Raw genomic sequence first — 19,839 nt, forward strand, 5'->3', positions numbered from 1 at the left:
TCCCTGACCAGCGGACCTGCCGTGGGGCAGCATCCCACCGGGACGGACTAGTAGCGCCGAGCGCAAGGAGGCGGCGATGGGCCGGCAGGGTCGCACCGGGTCGGCGGTGTGCGACATCGCCGTCGGCGGGCCCCAGGTGGTGGCCACGCTGCTGGCAGCCCCCCTGGTGCGGCGCCGGTACAACCGCTGGGGCGCGACCGCGGCGGAGTCGCTGGCGTCCATGCCCGGGGACGAGCTGGTGGAGCGGCCACGACTGACGTACACCCGGGCCGTCACGGTCCGGGCGCCGGTCGCGGCGGTCTGGCCCTGGCTCGCGCAGATCGGGCAGGGCAGGGGAGGCCTCTACAGCTACGACGGCCTGGAGAACCTGGTCCGCTGCGACATCCACAGCGCCGACGTGCTGCTGCCGCAGCACCAGGAGGTCGCCGACGGCGACCTCATCCGGTTGGGACCCGAGGGATACCCGTGCTTCCGGGTGCAGCGGGTCGAGCCGCCGACGGCTCTCGTGCTCGTCGGGGCCGACCCGAAGCCCCCGCACGACGTGCCCGGACCCGACGACCCGGCCGGGACGGCAACCTGGCAGTGGGTGCTCCGACCGATCGCGGGCGGCACGGCCACCCGGCTGGTCGTGCGCCAACGACTGACCTACCCGGACGGCCAGAACCTGTTGTGGCACATGGTCGAACCGGTGGCCTTCGTCATGGAGCGCAGGATGCTGCTGGGCCTGCGGGATCGGGCGGAACGGACCATCGCGGCCTGAGCGGATCGCGCGAAACACCGCGTCGACGGCGCTGCGCCTCCTAGGGTCGGGTCCACGCACGACCGGAGGAGGGGGACATGCGGGGGTTCACGCACGGGACGGGACGGGTCCGCCGGGTCTTGGCGGCGCATGCGGAGTCACAGCGGACGGGCATTCCCGTCGACGAGGTCCTGGCGGGCGCGGCGCGGCCGGCGCTGAGCCGCCGTCGACTCCTTGCGGGGACCGCGGGCCTGGCGGCGGCCGGGGTGGTGGCTTCCGCCGCACCCGCGGGTGCCGCGCCGAGCAAGGGCGGCCCCAGTGTGGCGATCGTCGGCGCCGGTCTCGCCGGCATCCGCGCCGCGCACTGGCTGTGGAAGGTCAAGGGCATCAGGGCGACCGTGTACGAGGCCTCGGACCGGGTCGGGGGCCGTTGCTGGACCCTGCGCGGCTACTTCGACCACGGCCAGACCGTCGAGCGCGGCGGTGCTTTCATCAACACCGACCACAACACCATCCGCAACCTGGTGAACAGTCTCGGGCTGACGCTGCGGGAGGTGGGCGGCGGCAACCAGCCCCCGTACGGTGACGTGTACTGGGTGGACGGGGCGCGGTACTCCTACGACGAGGCCAACGCCGACTGGGGCGAGGTGTGGCGCGCCGCGAAGGACGCCCTGGCGGTGGCCCCGTACCCGCAGACGGTCACGACGGCGACGCCGGCCAGCATCGCCCTGGACCGGATGACGGTGGACGAGTGGATCGAGCAGAACGTCCCCGGCGGCCTGGCCAGCCGCTTCGGCCGCATCATGCAGAGCAACGCGATCGCCGAATACGGCCTGGACCCGGGGGACCAGTCCGCGCTGAACCTGGTCTACCTGCTCGGGTGGAACTCGCAGAACTCGCTGGACCCGATCAATGGGTCCGACGAGCGGTTCACGGTCGACGGAGGCAACGACCAGATCATCAGCCGGATGGTCGACGGCCTCCCGAAGGGCACGATCCGGACCGGCCACGAACTGGTGGCGCTGCGCCGGCGCGCGGACGGGACCGCCGGCCTCACCCTGAAGGACGGTGCGCGGACCGTCGAGGTCGTCGCCGACCGCGTGATCCTCGCGCTGCCGTTCACCCTGCTGCGCGACGTCGATCTGTCGGCCTCGGGCTTCGCGCCGGACAAGCTGCGCGCCATCGGGGAGCTCGGGCTGGGCGCCAACGGAAAGATCCAGCTCCAGACCGACCGGCGCCCGTGGCTGGCGCAGGGCTACGGCGGAGTCTCGTACTCGCCGGTCGACCAGTTCCAGTGCCTGTGGGACGACTCGGTCGGCCAGCCCGGCACCGGGTCCACCGTCGTCACCGCCGACTCGCCGGGGATCCTGTGCCAGTTCCCCGGCGGCTCGGCCACCCTGGGCGGCTGGACCGGCGCGCCGTTCGGCGACGCGTCGGCGCGGGAGGTCCGCCAGGTGCTGCGCTGGGTCGACCCGGTGTTCCCCGGGACCGAGGCCGCGTTCAACGGGCGCGCCCACCGGTCGGCCTGGCACCTCCACCCGTGGTCCCGCGGGGCCTACACCTGCCCCCGACCGGGGCAGTACACCGGCCTGTTCGGGATCCCCGAGCGGCCGGAGGGCCCCTTCCACTTCGCCGGGGAGCACACGTCGAGCGACTACTACGGCTTCCTCAACGGCGCCGTGGAGTCCGGGGAGCGGGCCGCCAAGGAGGTCGCCCTGGCCTGACCCTCCGGACGGCGGCACCGGCCGCGAGCGCTAGACGCTCGTACACCTGTACGACATACTGGCGCGGTGGCGGGCGGGATGACGCGGGGCAGGCGGGGGTCGACGCTGGCCCAGCGAGCCGCCGTGGCGGGGACCCCCGCCACCGGGCCGGCCGACGCGGCGTCCGCCCCAGGACCGGCGGAGCGGCCGGCGGACGGATCGGACGAGCTTCGGGCGTGCTGGGTCCGACTGGCCGACGGGGACGGTCCCGGACACGTGCTGGCCTGGCGTCGCGCCGACGACGGGGCCCCGGACGGGTGGTCGGCGCTGGTGGTCGCGTGGGTGCCGCAGTCGGGGGTGCGCCCCCGGCCGTGACCAGGGGCGACCCCCGACACGCTGGCTGCTGGCTCCGGAGAGAGAGCGTGACACTCCCATTACGCGGCGCTACCATGACGGTGCCGGGTCATCCGTTCGTAGGAGGCAGACATGTCCGGAAGTGCGACTCCCGTGACGTGCCCCTCCTGCGGGGCGTCCAGCTTCTACACCGTGGACTCCGAGCCGGACGCCGGTGACGCCCGGGTGACCTGGTACCGCGACGAGCACGACTACGTGATGCAGCGCCGCGAGGACCTTGACGGCGAGGTGCTCGAACTGCGCCGGGTCACCGGCGACCTGTTCTGCTCGCTGTGCCACGCGTACGTCGCCGGGCCCGCGGTGGCGCGTCGGGTGATCGACCTGACCGAGGCCGCCCCCGTGCACGCGGACCTCAGCACGACGGACGCGGCGGTCGCCCGCGCAGTCTGAGCGCCCAGGGAGCTACCCGGCGGGGCGCGCGTCCCGCGCCTGGTCCGGACGCGGCACCACTCGCAGGCCCGGACGCGGCAGGCGGGGAGCCGGTCGGCCGAGCAGGTATCCCTGGCCGAGTCGGCAGCCGATGTCTCGCAACGCCGCGACCTGAGGCGCGCGCTCGACGCCCTCGGCGACCACCTCGAGGTCCATCGCGGTGCTGAGCGTCACCAGCGCCTCGACCATCGCCCGGCTGCGACGGTCGTGGTCGATCCCCTCCACGAAGGAGCGGTCGATCTTCAGGCCCCGCACCGGCAGCGCCATCAGGTGGCTCAGCGACGAGTAGCCGGTGCCGAAGTCGTCGATCGCGACGCCGACGCCGAGAGCGGCAAGTCGGTCGAAGACGGCGACCAGCGACGACGCCGGACCGGCCGCCGCCCGCTCCATCACCGCGTGCTCGGTCACCTCGATCCATAGCCGTTCCGGTGCCAGTCCGGTCTCGTCCAGGACCTCGTCGACCAGGTCGGGGAAGCCCGGCCGGGTGAGGTGGCTCGGTGACGCGTTGACGGTCAGCGTCAGGTCCCGGTCGTGGTGGGCCTGGACGGCGGCGCAGGCCGTCCGCAGGACCAGCGCGTCCACCTCCCGGGATCGGCCGAGGTCCTCCACGATCGGCAAGAAGGAGGCCGGCGGCAGCAGACCGAGCTCCGGGTGCTGCCAGCGCACCAGCGCCTCCACCGCGACGACCTGACCGTCGTCCAAGGCGGCGATCGGCTGGTAGTGGACCACCAGCTCGTCGCTCTCCAGGGCCGAGCCGAGGTCCTCCGCCAGCGCACGTCGGCGCGCGACGGGTACCGACGACACCGGCCCACCACGGCGGGACCGCTTCTGCACGAACATGTCCGCGTCCGCCTCGGCCAGCAGCCGGTCCGGCGTGCTGGCGGGTCCGGCGAGCACGACACCGACGCTGGCGTGCACCTGGGCGGGCCCCGCGGTCAGGTGCAGCGGCTGGTCCACCGCGTCTTCGACCCGGCCGCGCAGCAGGGCCACCTCGTCAGCCTCGACCTCGGTGACGAGGACGAACTCGTCTCCGCCGTGCCGAGCGACGAACGCGTTGGCGTGGGCGAGCAGGGCCAGTCGCCGGGCCACCTCGACCAGCACCTGGTCCCCGGCGTCGTGGCCGAACAGGTCGTTGACGGGCTTGAACCGCTCCAGGTCGACGAAGACGACGGCGAGCTCCCGCCCCGGCGGCCGGGGCTGGCGCAGGGCGTCCGCCAGGCGGCGCGTGAGCGCCCAGCGGTTGGGCAGTCCGGTCAACTGGTCGTGCAGCGCCAGGTGCTGCAGTGCGTCCTGGGCGGCGCGCAACCGGGTGATGTCGTGCCCGCTGACCACGACACCGCCGACCGTCGGGTCGTCGACGAGGTCGGCGAGGGTGAGCTCGAAGGGGACGTCCCCGCCGGCACGGCGCAGCAGCCGTACCTCGACCGACTCGCGGGTTCCCGCGGCCGCGCGACCGGCTCGCAGCCGCCCCATCGCGTCGGAGACAACGTGCCGGTCGTCCGGATGCACCAGGTCGGCGAACGTCATGCCCTGCACGACCTCCGGGTCGTGACCGAGTACGCGGGTCAGGGCCCCGGAGGCGGAGTCGACGGTTCCGTCCGGGTGCACCAGCAGCAGCACCGCGGACGAGTTGTGCACCAGGGCGCGGAACGTGTCGACGTCGGAGGCGGCGACCTCCCAGCGCCGCCGCTCGGTCAGGTCGCGCATGCTCAGCAGCAGGACCCGCCCGGGGGGCTGGTCCGTCCCGTCCTGGCGCTCAGCCTCCTCGGGGGCGTCGACCCAGGACCCGATGAGCTCCACCAGCCGCCAGCCCGTGGCGCTGGCGATCCGGACCTCGATCGGGCTGCCGACCTCCTTCTCCGCGACGCTCACCAGGGACACCGCCACGAACTCCAGGTCGTCGGGGTGCACCAGCTGCAGGCCGTGGGCGCCGTACCAGTCCGATCCGCGCCAGCCGAAGAGTCGCTCGGCCGCTCGGTTCACCCACGAGACCGTGAGGTCCTCGGCCAGGGCCACCAGGGCGTCCGGGGCCCCGATCGCGTACGCGTCGTGCGCTGCCACGGTGAGATCACCCCCGAGACGGCGGGCTGGTGGTCACGTTATCGGCAGATCGGGCCCGCAACCGTAGGCCGGACGACCCCCGGATCGGGCCGATCGGGTGATCCGGCGCTCACGCGCCCGCCCTAGCCTGCCGCTGCGGGGAAGGCAGGCGCGAGAGGGGTGGCGTGGCCGAGGAGCTCGTGCCGCTGAGCTGCGCCGGCTGCGGTGCCCGCGACTTCTACAGCGCGCACCGGATCGACGTACCGCGGGGAGCCGCCGTCGACTGGCGCGTGGACCCCGCGGGCAGCGTCGTCGTGGTCGTCACCCTCGGCGACGTCGCCGTGGTGACACCGGTCCCCGAGCCGGTGTTCTGCGGGGGCTGCCAGCTGCAGGCCCTCCCCGCCGCCGTGCTGCGACGCCACCGGGCCCGGCGCTGACGCCCGGGTCAGGGCCGGAGCCGTCGAGTCCGAGCCGCTGGGTCCGGGTGGTGGCATCGGCGATGCGGCCTCGGCGTGGCAGCATCACCTCGGGCCGAGCCGAGGAGTCACCGTGAGCGAGATGACCGACAGCAGGGTGGGCTGGCTGTCGCGCGAGGAGCTGGAGCAGTCGCGGGAGCGGCTGCCGATCGTCTACGTGGACGCCGTCCCCGTGCGCGTCGACCCCACCGGCGCCGTGACCCGGGTGGGACTGCTCCTGCGCGCCATGCCGGACGGCAGCATCAGCAGGGCCGTCGTGTCCGGTCGCGTCCTGTACGGGGAGCGCGTGCGCGACGCCCTGCTGCGGCACCTGGAGAAGGACCTCGGGCCGATGGCGCTGCCCCGGGTGCCGACCAGCCCGCAGCCGTTCACCGTCGTGGAGTACTTCCCCGACCCGTCGGTGACCGGCTTCCACGACCCGCGCCAGCACGCGGTCAGCCTGGCCTACGTTGTCCCCTGCGACGGGGACTGCGTGCCCTCCCAGGACGCGCTCGACCTGACCTGGATGTCGCCGCAGGAGGCGCTGTCGCCGCTGGTGGCGGGGGAGATGACCGGCGGCCAGGACCGGCTGCTGCGGGCGGCGCTCGCGCACTCCGGCGTGGCGTAGCGCCCGGACGCTGCCGGCCGCGACGTCAGCGGTCGGGGAACCGCACCGGCCGCTTCTCCAGGCGGGACACCAGCGCCTCGGCGAGGTCCGGCCACCGGAACGACGCCCGCATCAGGTCCAGGGACGTCGTGACCGTCGTCTCCAGCCCCTCGTCACCGGCGGCCAGCAGCTGGCCCTTGATCGTGGCCATCGACGCGGGCGAGCACTCGCGGGCGAGCGTGGCGGCGTACGCCTGCGCGGCGGCCAGGGGATCGTCGACCAGGTCGTGCACCATCCCGATCCGCAGCGCCTCCTCGGCGTCGACGGTGCGCCCGCTGAGCAGGATCTCGGTCGCGCGGGGGAGCCCCACGATCCGGGGCAGCAGCCAGGCGATCCCGTACTCGGCGGTCAGGCCGAGCCGCGCGAACGACGACGACATCCGCGCGCCCGGGCCGGCGAAGCGCACGTCGGTGCACAGGGCCAGCACGAAGCCGATGCCGGCGCAGGGTCCGTTGACGGCCCCGATGACCGGCACGCCGAGCGTCAGCGCGGTCGTGGGCAGGTCGTCGAGGCGCTGGTCGGCGAGGAAGCCCTCGAGCGCGTCCGGCCCCTGGGCGAGGACGCCGAGGTCGGCGCCGGAGCAGAAGCCGCGGCCGGCGCCGGTGACGACGACAGCCCGCACCTGCGGGTCCGCATCCGCCCGGTGCAGCAGGTCGGCGTAGCGCCGACCCATCCCCGGGGTCAGCGCGTTGAGCTTGTCCGGCCGGTTCAGGGTGATGGTCGCGACGCCGTCGGCGACCTCGTACAGGACCTCGTCGGTGTCAGCCACGCCCGGCATCCTGCCAGCCTGTGGCAGGCGGCACCCGACGCCGTCTCGTCAGTCGCCGAAGATCAAGTTCCAGGCGGCGGGGTCCTCCGGGTACATCCATCGCTCGGCCTGCTTGCCGGACCGGTAGTGGAAGACGCTGACGACCCGCGTCTGCACGTCCACGCCGTCGCGGCGAGCACCCATGATGCTGAGGGCGCAGACGTGCTCGTCGTTGCCGAAGACGTCGTGCTCGGTGAGCCGGAAGCCCAGCGGCCGCAACCGGGAGAGCCAGGCGAGGACCCGGTCCCGGCCCTGGATCTCGCCCGCCATCGCGTGCGTGCCGGGAACATGCCACACGACGTCAGGGTCGATGAGCGACGCGAGCAGCTCGGTGTCCCCGGACCGGAACGCGTCCGCCGTGCGGCGGTAGGTGACGGCGTTGGGATGCTCGGCCCACTCCACGTCGGGGAACGTACAGCGGCGGTGCGTGACTGACCAGCGTCAGAGCCCGATCGAGGCGGCGACCACGGCACCGAGGTCCTCGCAGGCGTCGAGATCGGCTCTGCCCGGTGCCCCGACCACGGTCACGGGAGCAGCGACCGGGCGCCAGCGCAGGGCTGACGTGATCTTCTCCACCGAGCGCACCGCACCGGTCGTGTCGTCGTTGCCGTGCACGAAAAGGCCATAGGGCAGCCCCACGGTGACCTCGAGGCAGGGGTAGTAGACACCGTCCAGCCAGTGCTTCAGGGCGCCGCTCATGTAGCCGATGTTGGCCGGGGTCCCCAGGATGACGGCGTCTGCCGCGAGGACGTCGGCCGCCCCCGACGACAGGGCTGCGCGGACCTCCACGGTGACGTTGCCGACCTCCGGGTTCCTGGCGCCGCGCAGCACCGCCTCCAGCATGGCCTGGACGGCGGGTGAGGGCGTGTGCTGGACGACCAGGAGGCGCGCCACGGCGCGCGCCCGTCAGCCGGCGAGCAGCTTGGCCTTGGCGGCCGCGAACTCCTCGTCGCTGAGGATGCCCTGGGCCTTCAGGTCGGCGAGCTGCTGGAGCTTGGCGATCACGTCGTCGCCACCCGCCGGTGCCGCCGGTGCCTCGGGTGCGGGCGCAGGGGCGGGGGCCGCAGCGGCCTGCTGCGCCTGGGCGTCAGCGACCGCCTGCTGGGCGGCGGCCTGCATGGCGGCCTGCTGCTGCTGGGCCTGGTAGGCCTCGGCCTGCGCCTGCTGCTCGGCCTTCGAGGCCGCGCGCTTGTTCATGGCGTTGCTGGTCGCGGTCGCGGTACCGGCGATGACGGCGGTACGGGCCACCGTCCCCACCAGTCCGGGCCGTCCGCGGCGGACGACGGGACGACGCATCATGGCTGCCTCCGGGGGCTGTGTCGGGTTCGGGAGTGGTCGGTGGCGAACGCGGTCAGTCGTCGGCCGCGTCGAGCTCGGCGTCCTCGGCGAGCGCGTCGACGGCCGCCTGGACGATGTCGCGGGGGATCCGCTCGTTCATCACGACGTGGCCGCCGGAGCCGGCGATGGCGTCGGCCAGCTCCCGGGCCCAGGCGTGCTCGAAGACCAGGACCGCGGCCGACGAGCCGGGCTCGATCTCCTCGGCGATGAGGTCGATGTCGTCCTCGGAGATCAGGCCGGCGATGTCCTCCACGATCGCGTCCACGACGTTCAGGTCGTCGTCGGCGAGGTCGGCGACCTCGGTGGAGACCAGCGTGCCGTTCTCGTCCCGGCTGAGGAACACCAGGTCGATGACGCGGATGTCCCCGCGCTCCACCACGCGGCGCAGCGCCGGGGCGACCTGACCGTTGAACTGGCTGCCGGGGAACGACAGGACGGTCACCTCGACCGGACCGAGCGACATGCGAGCCTCCTGGGGGCACGTGGCGTGGGGGCACACGGTAGCGGTCCGGTGGCCGCTGCGGGAGGACCGCCTCCCTCCGAGGTGGGGGCTTTGGACCGGTGGCCGTCGCCGGCGCCCGCCAGCACAGTGGTCCCCATGGACGACTCGGTCGCACCGGAGCGCCTGCGGGCCCTCGACACGCTGTGGCTGGAGGTCGATGCGGACGGTCCCCCGATCGCCATCGGGGTGACCGCGGTGTGCCAGGGCCGAGTGCCCGGCGACGACGAACTGGTCGCGATGATCCGCTCCCGGCTGCCGATGATGCCCCGGCTCTCCGAGCGGATCGTCCCCGACCCGGCCGGTGTCCGCCGGCCCACCTGGGTCCCCGTCGATCCCGACGTCCACGACCACGTGCACCACCTCGACGCCCGCACCGTCCCCGAGGACGGCCGGACCGGCCAGCGGTCGCGGCTGGACCGGGCCGTCTCCCACGTGATGGAGGTGCCGATGCCGCGGCACCGGCCGCTGTGGGACGCGTGGCTCGTCCATGGTCTGCCCGAGGGCGACTGGGCGCTGGTCTGGCGCATCCACCATGCCGCCGTCGACGGCCTGGGCGCGATGGCCGTGCTCGGCCACGGGTTCGACCTCGAGCCGGAGGGTGGGCGCACGCTGGGCGAGATGGTGGCGCAGGCCCAGGTGGACGGTCCTCAGCACGGCTCCCGGTCTGCGCCATCCGGAGCGGGCCCGGACCGGGCGGAGGACCGCGGCCGTCGCGACCCGCTGACCGCGATGCTGTCCGGCGGAGCCCACCTGGCCGGAGCGGCCGTCGGCGCGCTCGGCCGCGCGATCGGCATGCTGCCGCACCTGTCCGCCGCCGTCGGGTCCGTCGTGCCGCACCCGCCGAGCAGCCTCACCGGGGCGGTGGGCGACCGGCGCCACTGGGCCTCCGCCGAGCTCGACCTCGACGAGGTGAAGCGGGTCGCCCGCCTGCACGGCGGCACCGTGAACGACGTCATCCTCGCCGTCGTCACCGAGGGCTTCCGCGAGCTGCTCGACGCACGCGGGGACCTGCGTCCCGGACAGACCGTGCGGGCGCTGGTCCCGGTGTCGCTGCGCGCCGCCGGTGACGGCAGCGCGGACAACCAGATCAGCGCGCTGCTGGTGCACCTGCCCGTGGGGGAGGACGACCCGCTGCGCCGGCTCGAGGCGTGCGTGGACGAGTGCCAGCACCTCAAGGCGGCGCACGCCTATGTGCTCGGCTCGGTGCTGACGTACGTCGTGGACCACACCATGCCCTCGGCCGTGCAGGACGCCGTGGTCCCCGCCGTGGGTTTCAGCGCCGTCGACTGGCTGATGGACACGATCGTCACCAACGTGCCGGGGCCCCAGTTCCCGCTGTACCTGATGGGGCGGCGGGTGCGGGCCATGCACCCGGTCATCCCGGTCGGCGGCCACTGCCGCACGACGGTCGGCATCTTCAGCTACGACGGTCGCATCGACGTCGGCGTCACCGGCGACGCGGCGTCGTCGCCCGACGTCGACGTCGTGGCCGACGCGGTCGTCTCCGCGCTGCACCGCCTCGGCTGAGGCCGAAGACAGTTCCCGCCGGGCGTCCGATTCGCCGGGCAACGACCCGGCCCGGGCCCCTACGGTCGACGCGTGACCCCAACCACGGCACGCGGTGGTCGCTGGACGCCGATGCTGTTCATCGGCCTCGGCATCTCGATGGTCATCATGGACGCGACCATCGTCAACGTCTCGCTGCCGTCGATCATCCGTGAGCTCGGCATCGACTCCGTCGACGCGGAGTGGGTCAACGCCATCTACTCGCTGGTCTTCGCGGCGCTGCTCATCATCTTCGGCCGCATCGGCGACCGGTTCGGCCGTCGCCGGGTGTTCATCCTCGGCGCGATCGTCTTCGGCGTCGCCAGCATGCTCGCCGCCCGCACCGACTCCGGCAATGCGCTGATCGCGGCTCGGGCGCTGCAGGGCGTCGGCGGGGCGATGATGTCGCCGACGTCGCTGTCCCTGATCAACGCGACCTACCAGGGTCGGGCCCGCACCATCGCCTTCGCGATCTACGGCTCCATCATCGGCGGGATGGCCGCGGTCGGGCCGCTGCTCGGCGGCTGGCTGACGGAGTACCACTCGTGGCGGTGGGCCTTCTACATCAACGTTCCCGTCGCTGTCGTCCTGGTCGTCGGCTCCCTGCTGTACGTGCCCGAGAGCCGCGACGAGCGCGACCGCCCCGGTACGGACGTCGTCGGCGCGCTGCTGTCCGCGGTCGGCATCGGCCTGCTGGTGTTCGGCCTGATCGAGGGACGCAACTACGGGTGGTGGTCCGCGCTGGGGGAGCAGCGGCTGCTGGGTGTGGACTACCCGGCCGGCGGCATCTCGCCGGTGCCCGTGTCGTTCGCGGTCTCGGCCGTCGCCCTCGTCCTGCTCTACGTGGTGGAGACGCGCCGGGAGCGCCGGCAGCGCACCGTGCTGCTCGACTTCGACCTGTTCCGGATCCGGACGTTCGGCTTCGGCAGCCTGGCCGCGCTCATCGTGTCGCTGGGCGAGTTCGGGATCCTGTTCTCCCTGCCGTTGTTCCTGCAGTCCGCGCTGGGCTTCGAGGCCCTGGGTGCCGGCGCGATCCTCGCGACGCTGGCGCTGGGCGCGTTCCTGGCCGGGCCGACGGCCGCCCAGCTCGCGCTGCGGCGCAGCCCGCGGTTCGTCGCACGGCTCGGCCTGGTCCTGGAGATCGTGGGCATCGTCGGTCTCGGCGCCACCATCTCCGTGGACGTCTCCATCTGGGTCATGTGCGCCTGGCTGGTCGTGTACGGCGCCGGCGTCGGCTACGCCAGCGCCCAGCTGACCGGACTGATCCTGGTGGACGTCCCCGTCCGCAAGAGCGGCCAGGCATCGGGCACGCAGAGCACCGCGCGGCAGGTCGGCTCGGCGCTGGGCACCGCCATCCTCGGCACCATCCTGTTCGTCGGCCTGGCCAACGACACCCAGTCGCGAGTGTCCGAAGTGCCAGGTGTGTCGCCGGCGCAGGCGGCCACCGTGGCCGAGACGGTCCAGGCCTCCGCGGGCACCGTCATCCCGTCGCTGGCCCAGCAGCCCGGCGGTGAGCCGGTGGCCCAGGCGGCGGAGGTCGCGTTCGCAGACTCCATCCGGCGGACGGCGTTCGCGGCCGCCGGGTTCGTGTTCATCGGCCTGCTGGCCACCCTCGCCCTGCCGCCGGGCAGGTCGGAGGAGGACGTGGAGCAGGCCGAGGAGACCCTCGAGGAAACGGAGGACGCATGATCGAGCTCATCCCTGGGCTGCCCGACGACGTGGTCGGGTTCGTCGCGAAGGGCGAGGTGACCGCGCGCGACTACACCGAGGTGCTCGACCCGGCGCTGCGTGCTGCGTTGTCGCGGCACGACCGGATCCGGGTGATGTACGTGCTCGGTCCGGAGTTCACCGGCTACAGCGGTGGCGGCATGTGGGAGGACGCCAAGGTCGGGACGGAGCACTTCTCCCGCTGGGAGCGCATCGCGGTCGTGACCGACACCGACTGGGTCCGGCACAGCGTGCACGCCTTCGCCTGGATGATGCCCGCGCGGATCCGGGTGTTCCCGGTGGTCGAGCAGGACGCCGCAGCCGTCTGGGTGAGCGAGGACTAGCGCGCGCAGGCCCCTGGGCGCGTCACTCAGCGGCGGGGGAGCCCGCGCTCCACCGGCGCTGGGACGCGAAGAAGTCGTCGACGTCCCACGCCATCGCCGACGTCGGGTCGATCCGCAGGAACCTGATGCCGGCCATCTCGGGCACGTCCGGGAGGAACTCGGCGTCCCCCTCGCCCGGGTAGTCCGCACGGTAGGCCGCGACCACGGCCGGGTGCTCCGCCGGCGCCCCGATGTCGGTGGCGGTGCCGCGCACGATCAGTACTTCGGTGCCGCTCTCCAGGTGCACGACGCAGCGCGGGTCGGCCTTCAGCTGCGCGTAGCGACGCGCGCTCGGGTCGACGTACGTCACCAGGGTGTCGTCGACCGCGACGCCCCACACCGGGACGGCGTGCGGCCCGTGCTCGGCATCGGCGGACACCAGCCACCACACCCGGGCGGCGCCCAGGCGACGGACGAGCTCGGCGCGGGTCAGCGGGGTGGGCTGCGCGGTCACGGGGACACTCTGCCGCGGACCGCTCCGCTCCCGCACCGGGACTCGCCCGCCGGCGCTACCGTGAGCCGCCAGGCAGCACCATCGGGATCGGGAGCGTGGGCGATGTCGGACGAGAGCCGCCAGCAGCGGGTGGCGCCGCACGGGAGCACCGGCGGGCTGTCCGGCCGGGCCGTGGCCGTGGCAGCGATCGTGGTCGTGCTCGTGGTCTTCCTGGTGCAGAACCTGCAGTCGTCGTCCGTGCAGTTCCTCTGGCTGGACTTCAGCCTGCCCACCTGGCTGCTCGTGCTGATCGTGTTCGCGCTCGGAGTGCTTCTCGGCGGGCTCGTCCGCGGCGGGCTCCGCAAGCTGGCGGGCCGGGACGAGCCGGGGAAGAAGTAGCCGGGAGCGGGCCCGCCGTCACAGCTCCGGCGCGGACGCCGCGACGGCCCGCGACGTGGCCCACGCCCGGATCCGGGCCACGTCCTCGGAGCGCATGCGTGACAGCGGCACGGTCTCCGCGGCCTCCGCGAGCAGCAGTTCGGTCGTGACGTCGCCGCCGGACGCGAACGCCTGGTACAGGGCGCCGACCACCACGCTCTCGATCTCGGCCCCGCTGAAGCCCTCGGTGGCCGCGGCGATCGCGGCCAGGTCGAACACCGCCGGGTCGCGCCGGCGGTCGGCCAGGTGCAGCCGGACGATCTGCTCGCGCTCCCCGCGCTGGGGCAGGTCGACGAAGAAGATCTCGTCGAAGCGGCCGCGGCGCAGCAGCTCCGGCGGGATCCGGTCCACGTCGTTGGCCGTGGCCACCAGGAACACCCCGTCCGGGCGCTCCTGCAGCCAGCGCAGGAACGTCGCGAGCACCCGTTGGCTCACGCCGCCGTCGCCCGCACCGGACTGGGGGGCAAAGCCCTTCTCGATCTCGTCGACCCACAGCACCACCGGGGACATCACCTCGACCGCCTCGAGCCCCGCCCGCAGCCGCGACTCCGACTCGCCGACGTACGACCCGTACAGCCGGCCGGCGTCCAGCAGCGCCAGCGGCATGTGCCAGGTGCGGGCCAGCGACTTGGCCACCAGCGACTTGCCGCAGCCGGGGACGCCGGTGAGCAGCACGCCGCGGGGCGGCTCGAGGCCGAACTCGCGCGCGGCCGGTTCGAACCCGCGGCCGCGCTCGGCCAGCCACGCCTTCAGCCGGTCCAGGCCCCCGACCTGGTCCAGCGAGGCGTCCAGCGTGATCAGCTCCAGCGGGCCGTCGGCGGAGAGCAGCTCGGCCTTGGCCCGGCGTACGCGCTCCAGGTCGCCGTCGACGAACCCGCCGTCATCGAAGGCCGCGCGCAGGATGACGCGCTCGGCCTCCGCGGTGGTCAGTCCCGCGACCGCGTCGGTGAGCGCGTCCACGCCGCCCTCGGGCAGGGTGACGGTCAAGTGCGAGTTGCGCAGCCGGGCCACCACCTGCTCGACCAGGACCCGCATCTCCGCCCGGGAGGGTGGTCGCATCCGCCAGGGCAGCGCCACCCCGCGCAGCTCCGGGGGCACCCGTGGGTCCGGACCGGTCAGCACCACCGTCTGCCCGGGTGCCGCACCGAGGGCAAGCTCCTTGGCCAGCCGGACCGCCACCTGGTCCTCGAAGAACGGGTGGGCGTCGAGGAAGACGTAGACCCCGGGGGCACGCACGTCGCGCACGAACCCCAGGGCGCCTCGGGGATCGACGGTGTTGGTCTGCGCACCCATCCCGTCCCGCGCGAGCCCGCGGGTCACCGACCAGGTCCAGACCGGGTACTGCAGGGACGCGGCCGCGTCGCGGACCTCGGCGAGGAAGCGGGACTCCTCCCGGACGTCGGCGACGATCAGGCCGTGGTGGGAGGCGAACAGACCGCGCAGGTCGTTCGAGTCGTCCACGTGGACGAGGCTAGCGAGGAGGTCGGGCGGTTGGTCAGTCGTGCACGACGACGAGCCGCGCCGTGGAGCAGGGGGTGCCGGTCGAGGACTCCACGGTGGCCGACCAGGTGCCGCTGGCGTCGTGCCGGGCCGCGAACCGGGCCCGGCCGCGGGTGTCGGTCACGGCCGAGGACCGCACCGGATCGCCTCCCCCGAGGGGGGTGAACGTGAGCCGGACCAGGGCGTCGGGCAGCGGGACCCAGCCACCGGGGCCGTGCCGCTCGACGGTCGCGACCGCGCCGAGCAGGGAGCCGCGCCGGATGGTCCCGGACCCCAGCTCGATCTCGACCCGGGTCACGTCGGGCAGCGACACCGGCGGGGCCGGGGTCGGGGGGACGGCGACATCCGGGAGCAGCGCCGAGGCGTCGGCGGGTGCCGACACCACCTGTGGCAGCTCCGTCGGCACCGCTCCGGTCGGCAGCGCCTCCGCCGGCGGCGTCGCGGCCGTCCTGACGTCCGGGACCACGCGGGGGCGTTCGTGCGCGGGCACGGGCGCCTGCGGGCGTACGTCGTCGGGGGCCACCACCGGTCTGAGCCTCCTCGAGTGGATCAGGTCAGGGTCCCCTCACTATTCCCCCGTTCGGCCCGTGAGCCAAGGGACTTTGGTCCCAATTCGTGACGAGTTCGCGACCTGGACACGACGGCGTCGTGATCCGTCCGGCGCCCGCCGTGACCATGCCGTTGCTCAGCGTGAGCGATGCGCCCGCCCGGCATCGGGGCGATCGCGTCCTCCCGCTCCCGTCGGCGCGGGATCATCGCCGGTATGAGTCGCACCGAACCCGTGCCCCCGCTCGACGCGCCCGCGGCGCTGGACCTGGCCGAGCGGTACGTGTGCCCGAACCGGGTCCGCACGCTCACCGCCATGGGGCTGCCGCTGGTGATGGGCCGACGCGAGGGCTACCGGTTCTGGGACCTCGACGGCCGGGAGTTCCTCGACCTGCACCTCAACGGCGGGGTCTACAACCTCGGCCACCGCAACCCCGAGGTCGTGCAGGCGCTGGTGCAGGCGGCGGGCCACCTGGACATCGGCAACCACCACTTCCCCAGCGCGGAACGGGCGCTGCTGGCCGAGCGCCTGGCCGACCTGACCCCCGGCGACCTCACGTACAGCGTCTTGGCCAGCGGCGGCGGGGAGGCCATCGACGTCGCGCTCAAGACCGCGCGGCGGGTGACCGGGCGGCGCCGGGTGGTGTCCCTCAGCGGGGCCTACCACGGCCACACCGGGCTCGCGCTGGCCGCCGGCGACGAGCGCGCGGCGTCGGCGTTCCTCAGCGACTCGCCGGACGTGGCCCGCGTGCCGTACGGCGACGCCGGTGCGGTCGACGTCGCGCTCGCCGGGGAGGACGTCGCCGCGGTCATCGTCGAGACCGTGCCGGCGACCCTCGGGTTCCCCGTACCGGACCCCGACTTCCTGCCGGGGGTGCGCGCCGCCTGCGACCGGCACGGGACCGTGCTGGTCGCCGACGAGGTGCAGACCGGGCTCGGGCGCACCGGCCGGCTGTGGGGCGTGGAGCTGTTCGACGTCGTCCCCGACGTGCTCGTGACGGGGAAGGGTCTGTCCGGCGGGATGTACCCGATGGCCGCCACCGTGCTGGCCCCCGCCGTGGCCGGCTGGCTGCAGGACGACGGATGGGGTCACATCTCGACCTTCGGCGGCGCCGAGGTCGGCTGCCCCGTGGCGCGCACCGTCCTCGACATCACCACGAGGCCGGAGACCGTGGACCACGTGCGGCACCTGATCGCGCGCGTGACGGACACGCTGGCCGAGCTGCAGGCGCGGCACCCGGACTGGCTGGTCGAGGTGCGCCAGACCGGGCTCGTCGTCGGGCTGCGGTTCGCCCACGAGCAAGGGGGACCGCTGATGACCCGGGCGCTGTACGACCAGGGGGTGTGGGCCATGTTCGCCGGGTTCGACCCGTCGGTGCTGCAGGTCAAGCCGGGGCTGCTGCTCGACGACGCGCTGCTGGACCGCGCCGCGGAGGCGATGGACCGGGCCATGGCGGTCGCGGCGGGGTGGGCGGCGTGACGGGGGACGCCGCCGGCGCCCCCTGGGGCGCGGCCTCGCCGCCAGCGCAGGCCCCCGCGGCCCTGCGCGACCTGGAGGCCGAGCTGGATCCCGCGCACCCCGAGCGGGTCGACGGACTGCGGGTGCTCGCCTACGGCGAGGTCAGCGCCGCGCTCGTGCTGCCCGGGCTGCCCGGGTGGGTGGCCAAGCGGATGTCGGGGCTGACCGACGCCGCCGCGGCGGAGCGCTACGTCAACCTCGTGCGGTCCTACCTGGACCGCCTGGCCGATCTCGGCGTGGACACGGTGCCGACGTTCCCGGTGACGGTGGACCGGGCCGGCCAGCCGCCCGTGGTCTACCTGCTGCAGCCGCTGGTCGCGGCGGACCGGCTCGGGCACGCCGCGCTCGCCGGCGCCGACGACGCGGCGCTGGGCGCCTTGGTCGACGCCGTGCTGGGGCGGGTGGACACCGTGCTGGCCGGCAACGAGGCCGGGGGGCTGGAGTCGGCCGTCGACGCCCAGCTGTCCAACTGGGCGCTGACCGGCGAGGCGGGGCCCGACGGGACGCCGCGGCTGGCCCTGCTGGACGTGGGCACCCCGTTCGTCCGGGACGGCGACGGATACCGGCTGGACGTGGAGATCTTCCTGTCCGCCGTCCCGCCCGGGCTGCGGGCCTACTACCGGCGCAAGCGCGCCGTCGAGGCCTACCTCGACGACTACTTCGACGCCCGCACCGTGGCGGTGGACCTGCTCGGCAACGTGCACAAGGAGGGGCAGCCCGAGCGGCTCCCGGTGCTGCTCGACGCGGTGAACGGCTGGCTGGCCGTGCACCGACCCGGCGACGCGGCCGTCACCGCCCAGGAGGTGTCGGACTACTACCGCGCCGACGCCGACCAGCTGGAGCTGTTCCTGCGGCTGCGTCGGGCCGACCGGTTCCTGCGGACCCGGGTGCTGCGCGGCCGCTACGACTTCGTGCTGCCGGGGGCGATCCGACGCTGAGGAGAGCGGCTGTCGGCCCCACTCCGGGCCGCGCTCGGGCCGCGTTGCGGACCGCGCGGCGCGGTGCCTCGACCCCGGCCGACGCGCCCGGTCCCGGTGTCGGTGTCGAGCCGGGCACCCCGCATGGGTTTTCATGGAGGGGTCATGACCTCCACCATCGTGCCCCCGCGCGCCCGCCGCCGCGCCCGCAGCGTCGTGCCCCTCGGCGGCCCGGGACTGCTGGTTGCCCTGCTGGTCGCCCTGCTCGCGGCCCTGCTCGTGGCCGTCCCCACCGGCACCTCGCGTGCCGACGACGGCAGCACCGAGGCAGGCGCGCCCGGCGGCGACCCCGTTGCCCCCGTCGAGCCGGTACGGCCGTACCGCAACGTCGTCGTCGTCATGGCCGACGACATGAGCTACGACGTGTTCAACACCGTCCCGCGGCTCAAGGCGCTGGAGCAGCAGGGGACCACGTTCACCCGCTACGCCGTGGCCGACTCGCTGTGCTGCCCGTCGCGCACCAGCTTCCTGCGGGGGCAGTACCTGCACAACCACGACATCGCCGGCAACGTCCGGCCCGAGGGCGGGTGGCCCGCCTACCGGGACTACGGCTACGACCAGGACGACCTGGCCACCTGGGTCAGGCGCACCGGGGTCACCACCGGCTACATCGGCAAGTTCCTCAACGACTACCCGGGCGACTCCCCGCGCGAGACGGTGCCGAACGGCTGGGACCACTGGTTCGGCCCGTTCGGCACCTCGTACAAGGGCTACGGCTACAACGTCAACGTCGACGGTCAGATCTACGCCTACGGCTGGCAGCCGCAGGACTACCTGACCGACGTCATGCGCTCGGACGCGATCCGATTCATCGAAGCCACGCCCGACCCGTTCTTCCTCGTGGTCGCGCCGTTCACGCCGCACGAACCGGCCACCCCGGCCAAGCAGTACAAGACCAAGTACGCCGGCATGAAGGCACCGCGGACCCCGTCGTACGACGTGCGCGACCCCAGCTGGTCGCCGCGGTGGCTGTCCCGCAAGCCCGCAGCCACCAAGGAGTTCAAGGCGTACATGGACGACCTGTGGCGCAAGCAGCTGCGCTCCAGCGAGTCCATCGCGGATCTCGTCATCGGTGTCCAGGAGTCGCTGCGGGCGACCGGCAAGGACCAGGACACGCTGGTCGTCTTCACCTCCGACAACGGGTTCCACCTCGGGCAGCACCGGCTCGGGGCGGGCAAGCAGACCGTGTACGACGAGGACGTCGTCGTCCCCCTGGTGATGATGGGGCCGGGGATCCCGGCCGGCCAGAAGGTGCCCGCGCTCGCGTCCGGGGTGGACCTGGCGCCGACGATCGCGGAGGCCCTCGGCGCCAGCGTGCCCGACTTCGTCGACGGTCGCAGCCTGCTGCCGCTGCTCACCGACCCCGGGCGTCCCTGGCGCGCGCGGGTGCTGGTGGAGCACCTCGGCTACGCGCTGCCGGGGGACCCGGACTACCAGACCCGGGTGATGCCGCGGCCGTTCACCTCGCTGCGGACCAAGGACTACGTGTACGCGGAGTACCTCGACGGGTCCCGCCAGCTGTTCCTCACCACCGACACCTACCAGCTGGACAACCGGGCGAAACGGGCCAGCCCGGCCGTGCTCGCCCGGTTGTCGCGGTGGATGAGCGCGATGTCCCGGTGCTCGGGCCCGGTGTGTCGGTCCGCGGATGGCGGGCCGCCGTCGCGGTCGGCGATCGCTGGCGGGTAGGACGCGG

Annotated in this window: 22 protein-coding genes; 13 read left to right on the forward strand and 9 right to left on the reverse strand. The window is 73.7% G+C overall.

From position 1 onward, the window contains the following. Positions 1 to 76: 76 nt before the first annotated feature. The 4 genes from R2737_09805 (at position 77) to R2737_09820 (ending at position 3,246) form a co-directional block, all read left to right on the forward strand. Positions 77 to 760: a hypothetical protein gene (locus R2737_09805; GenBank protein ID MEZ5116548.1), complete on the forward strand. Its 684-nt coding sequence runs from the start codon at positions 77 to 79 to the stop codon at positions 758 to 760. 77 nt (positions 761 to 837) lie between these two features. After that, complete coding sequence (locus tag R2737_09810; protein MEZ5116549.1) at positions 838 to 2,463, forward strand: NAD(P)/FAD-dependent oxidoreductase; 1,626 nt, start codon at positions 838 to 840, stop codon at positions 2,461 to 2,463. A 78-nt stretch (positions 2,464 to 2,541) separates the two neighbouring features. Continuing rightward, on the forward strand, positions 2,542 to 2,817 hold the full coding sequence (locus tag R2737_09815; protein MEZ5116550.1) for a hypothetical protein: 276 nt from the start codon (positions 2,542 to 2,544) through the stop codon (positions 2,815 to 2,817). 111 nt (positions 2,818 to 2,928) lie between these two features. After that, positions 2,929 to 3,246 (forward strand): hypothetical protein, encoded by a 318-nt coding sequence (locus R2737_09820; protein MEZ5116551.1) that lies wholly within the window; start codon positions 2,929 to 2,931, stop codon positions 3,244 to 3,246. A 12-nt stretch (positions 3,247 to 3,258) separates the two neighbouring features. On the opposite strand, the gene R2737_09825 is transcribed toward R2737_09820, so the two are convergent. Then, on the reverse strand, positions 3,259 to 5,346 hold the full coding sequence (locus R2737_09825; protein ID MEZ5116552.1) for an EAL domain-containing protein: 2,088 nt from the start codon (positions 5,344 to 5,346) through the stop codon (positions 3,259 to 3,261). A 164-nt stretch (positions 5,347 to 5,510) separates the two neighbouring features. Here R2737_09825 and R2737_09830 point away from each other — a divergent pair, with 164 nt between their 5' ends. Both R2737_09830 and R2737_09835 read left to right on the forward strand, forming a co-directional pair. Next, on the forward strand, positions 5,511 to 5,762 hold the full coding sequence (locus tag R2737_09830) for a hypothetical protein (GenBank protein ID MEZ5116553.1): 252 nt from the start codon (positions 5,511 to 5,513) through the stop codon (positions 5,760 to 5,762). Between the two features lie 121 nt (positions 5,763 to 5,883). Further along, positions 5,884 to 6,408 carry an NUDIX hydrolase family protein gene (locus tag R2737_09835; GenBank protein ID MEZ5116554.1) on the forward strand — a complete coding sequence of 175 codons (525 nt, stop codon included), beginning with the start codon at positions 5,884 to 5,886 and terminating at the stop codon, positions 6,406 to 6,408. 25 nt (positions 6,409 to 6,433) lie between these two features. Here R2737_09835 and R2737_09840 read toward each other — a convergent pair whose 3' ends face one another. From R2737_09840 to R2737_09860, 5 genes are read right to left on the reverse strand one after another with little or no spacing between them, the layout of a single operon-like run. Then, positions 6,434 to 7,216, reverse strand: a complete 783-nt coding sequence (locus tag R2737_09840) for an enoyl-CoA hydratase-related protein (protein MEZ5116555.1) — start codon at positions 7,214 to 7,216, stop codon at positions 6,434 to 6,436. Between the two features lie 48 nt (positions 7,217 to 7,264). Next, complete coding sequence (locus R2737_09845; GenBank protein ID MEZ5116556.1) at positions 7,265 to 7,657, reverse strand: nuclear transport factor 2 family protein; 393 nt, start codon at positions 7,655 to 7,657, stop codon at positions 7,265 to 7,267. Positions 7,658 to 7,696: 39 nt separating this feature from the next. Further along, positions 7,697 to 8,149, reverse strand: coding sequence for a flavodoxin family protein (locus R2737_09850; GenBank protein ID MEZ5116557.1), 453 nt, complete (start codon positions 8,147 to 8,149; stop codon positions 7,697 to 7,699). Between the two features lie 12 nt (positions 8,150 to 8,161). Beyond that, positions 8,162 to 8,551: an SHOCT domain-containing protein gene (locus tag R2737_09855; protein ID MEZ5116558.1), complete on the reverse strand. Its 390-nt coding sequence runs from the start codon at positions 8,549 to 8,551 to the stop codon at positions 8,162 to 8,164. A gap of 55 nt (positions 8,552 to 8,606) precedes the next feature. Further along, complete coding sequence (locus tag R2737_09860; GenBank protein MEZ5116559.1) at positions 8,607 to 9,056, reverse strand: DUF6325 family protein; 450 nt, start codon at positions 9,054 to 9,056, stop codon at positions 8,607 to 8,609. Positions 9,057 to 9,191: 135 nt separating this feature from the next. On the opposite strand from R2737_09860, the gene R2737_09865 reads away from it, so the two are divergent. From R2737_09865 to R2737_09875, 3 genes are all read left to right on the forward strand, one after another. Next, positions 9,192 to 10,622 (forward strand): wax ester/triacylglycerol synthase family O-acyltransferase, encoded by a 1,431-nt coding sequence (locus tag R2737_09865; GenBank protein ID MEZ5116560.1) that lies wholly within the window; start codon positions 9,192 to 9,194, stop codon positions 10,620 to 10,622. A 72-nt stretch (positions 10,623 to 10,694) separates the two neighbouring features. After that, on the forward strand, positions 10,695 to 12,329 hold the full coding sequence (locus R2737_09870) for an MFS transporter (protein ID MEZ5116561.1): 1,635 nt from the start codon (positions 10,695 to 10,697) through the stop codon (positions 12,327 to 12,329). Continuing rightward, positions 12,326 to 12,691, forward strand: coding sequence for an STAS/SEC14 domain-containing protein (locus tag R2737_09875; protein ID MEZ5116562.1), 366 nt, complete (start codon positions 12,326 to 12,328; stop codon positions 12,689 to 12,691). Before R2737_09870 ends, R2737_09875 begins: the two co-directional genes overlap by 4 nt. Positions 12,692 to 12,713: 22 nt before the next feature. On the opposite strand, the gene R2737_09880 is transcribed toward R2737_09875, so the two are convergent. Further along, positions 12,714 to 13,184, reverse strand: a complete 471-nt coding sequence (locus tag R2737_09880; protein MEZ5116563.1) for a pyridoxamine 5'-phosphate oxidase family protein — start codon at positions 13,182 to 13,184, stop codon at positions 12,714 to 12,716. A gap of 102 nt (positions 13,185 to 13,286) precedes the next feature. Between R2737_09880 and R2737_09885 the strand changes: the two genes are divergently transcribed. Beyond that, positions 13,287 to 13,562 carry a hypothetical protein gene (locus R2737_09885; GenBank protein MEZ5116564.1) on the forward strand — a complete coding sequence of 92 codons (276 nt, stop codon included), beginning with the start codon at positions 13,287 to 13,289 and terminating at the stop codon, positions 13,560 to 13,562. A gap of 18 nt (positions 13,563 to 13,580) precedes the next feature. Here R2737_09885 and R2737_09890 read toward each other — a convergent pair whose 3' ends face one another. Both R2737_09890 and R2737_09895 read right to left on the reverse strand, forming a co-directional pair. After that, on the reverse strand, positions 13,581 to 15,062 hold the full coding sequence (locus R2737_09890; protein MEZ5116565.1) for an AAA family ATPase: 1,482 nt from the start codon (positions 15,060 to 15,062) through the stop codon (positions 13,581 to 13,583). A gap of 34 nt (positions 15,063 to 15,096) precedes the next feature. Next, the gene (locus R2737_09895; protein MEZ5116566.1) at positions 15,097 to 15,627 is read right to left on the reverse strand and encodes a hypothetical protein; all 531 of its coding nucleotides are present in this window, start codon (positions 15,625 to 15,627) and stop codon (positions 15,097 to 15,099) included. 237 nt (positions 15,628 to 15,864) lie between these two features. Here R2737_09895 and R2737_09900 point away from each other — a divergent pair, with 237 nt between their 5' ends. From R2737_09900 to R2737_09910, 3 genes are all read left to right on the forward strand, one after another. Continuing rightward, the gene (locus tag R2737_09900; GenBank protein MEZ5116567.1) at positions 15,865 to 17,127 is read left to right on the forward strand and encodes an aminotransferase class III-fold pyridoxal phosphate-dependent enzyme; all 1,263 of its coding nucleotides are present in this window, start codon (positions 15,865 to 15,867) and stop codon (positions 17,125 to 17,127) included. Next, on the forward strand, positions 17,124 to 18,104 hold the full coding sequence (locus R2737_09905; protein MEZ5116568.1) for a DUF6206 family protein: 981 nt from the start codon (positions 17,124 to 17,126) through the stop codon (positions 18,102 to 18,104). The genes R2737_09900 and R2737_09905 overlap by 4 nt, the downstream gene beginning before the upstream one ends. Positions 18,105 to 18,248: 144 nt before the next feature. Continuing rightward, the gene (locus R2737_09910; GenBank protein ID MEZ5116569.1) at positions 18,249 to 19,832 is read left to right on the forward strand and encodes a sulfatase; all 1,584 of its coding nucleotides are present in this window, start codon (positions 18,249 to 18,251) and stop codon (positions 19,830 to 19,832) included. Positions 19,833 to 19,839: the final 7 nt, after the last annotated feature.

The sequence above is a fragment of the Candidatus Nanopelagicales bacterium genome, assembly GCA_041393815.1.
Taxonomy (GTDB): domain Bacteria; phylum Actinomycetota; class Actinomycetes; order S36-B12; family JAWKJK01; genus JAWKJK01.

Excerpts from the sequence above, each read along its gene's own strand:
- R2737_09810 (MEZ5116549.1), top strand. The coding sequence starts at position 838 with ATGCGGGGGTTCACGCACGGGACGGGACGGGTCCGCCGGGTCTTGGCG.
- R2737_09910 (MEZ5116569.1), top strand. The coding sequence starts at position 18,249 with ATGACCTCCACCATCGTGCCCCCGCGCGCCCGCCGCCGCGCCCGCAGC.
- R2737_09900 (MEZ5116567.1), top strand. The coding sequence starts at position 15,865 with ATGAGTCGCACCGAACCCGTGCCCCCGCTCGACGCGCCCGCGGCGCTG.
- R2737_09860 (MEZ5116559.1), bottom strand. The coding sequence starts at position 9,056 with ATGTCGCTCGGTCCGGTCGAGGTGACCGTCCTGTCGTTCCCCGGCAGC.
- R2737_09865 (MEZ5116560.1), top strand. The coding sequence starts at position 9,192 with ATGGACGACTCGGTCGCACCGGAGCGCCTGCGGGCCCTCGACACGCTG.
- R2737_09805 (MEZ5116548.1), top strand. The coding sequence starts at position 77 with ATGGGCCGGCAGGGTCGCACCGGGTCGGCGGTGTGCGACATCGCCGTC.
- R2737_09820 (MEZ5116551.1), top strand. The coding sequence starts at position 2,929 with ATGTCCGGAAGTGCGACTCCCGTGACGTGCCCCTCCTGCGGGGCGTCC.
- R2737_09855 (MEZ5116558.1), bottom strand. The coding sequence starts at position 8,551 with ATGCGTCGTCCCGTCGTCCGCCGCGGACGGCCCGGACTGGTGGGGACG.
- R2737_09815 (MEZ5116550.1), top strand. The coding sequence starts at position 2,542 with ATGACGCGGGGCAGGCGGGGGTCGACGCTGGCCCAGCGAGCCGCCGTG.
- R2737_09835 (MEZ5116554.1), top strand. The coding sequence starts at position 5,884 with ATGACCGACAGCAGGGTGGGCTGGCTGTCGCGCGAGGAGCTGGAGCAG.
- R2737_09875 (MEZ5116562.1), top strand. The coding sequence starts at position 12,326 with ATGATCGAGCTCATCCCTGGGCTGCCCGACGACGTGGTCGGGTTCGTC.
- R2737_09885 (MEZ5116564.1), top strand. The coding sequence starts at position 13,287 with ATGTCGGACGAGAGCCGCCAGCAGCGGGTGGCGCCGCACGGGAGCACC.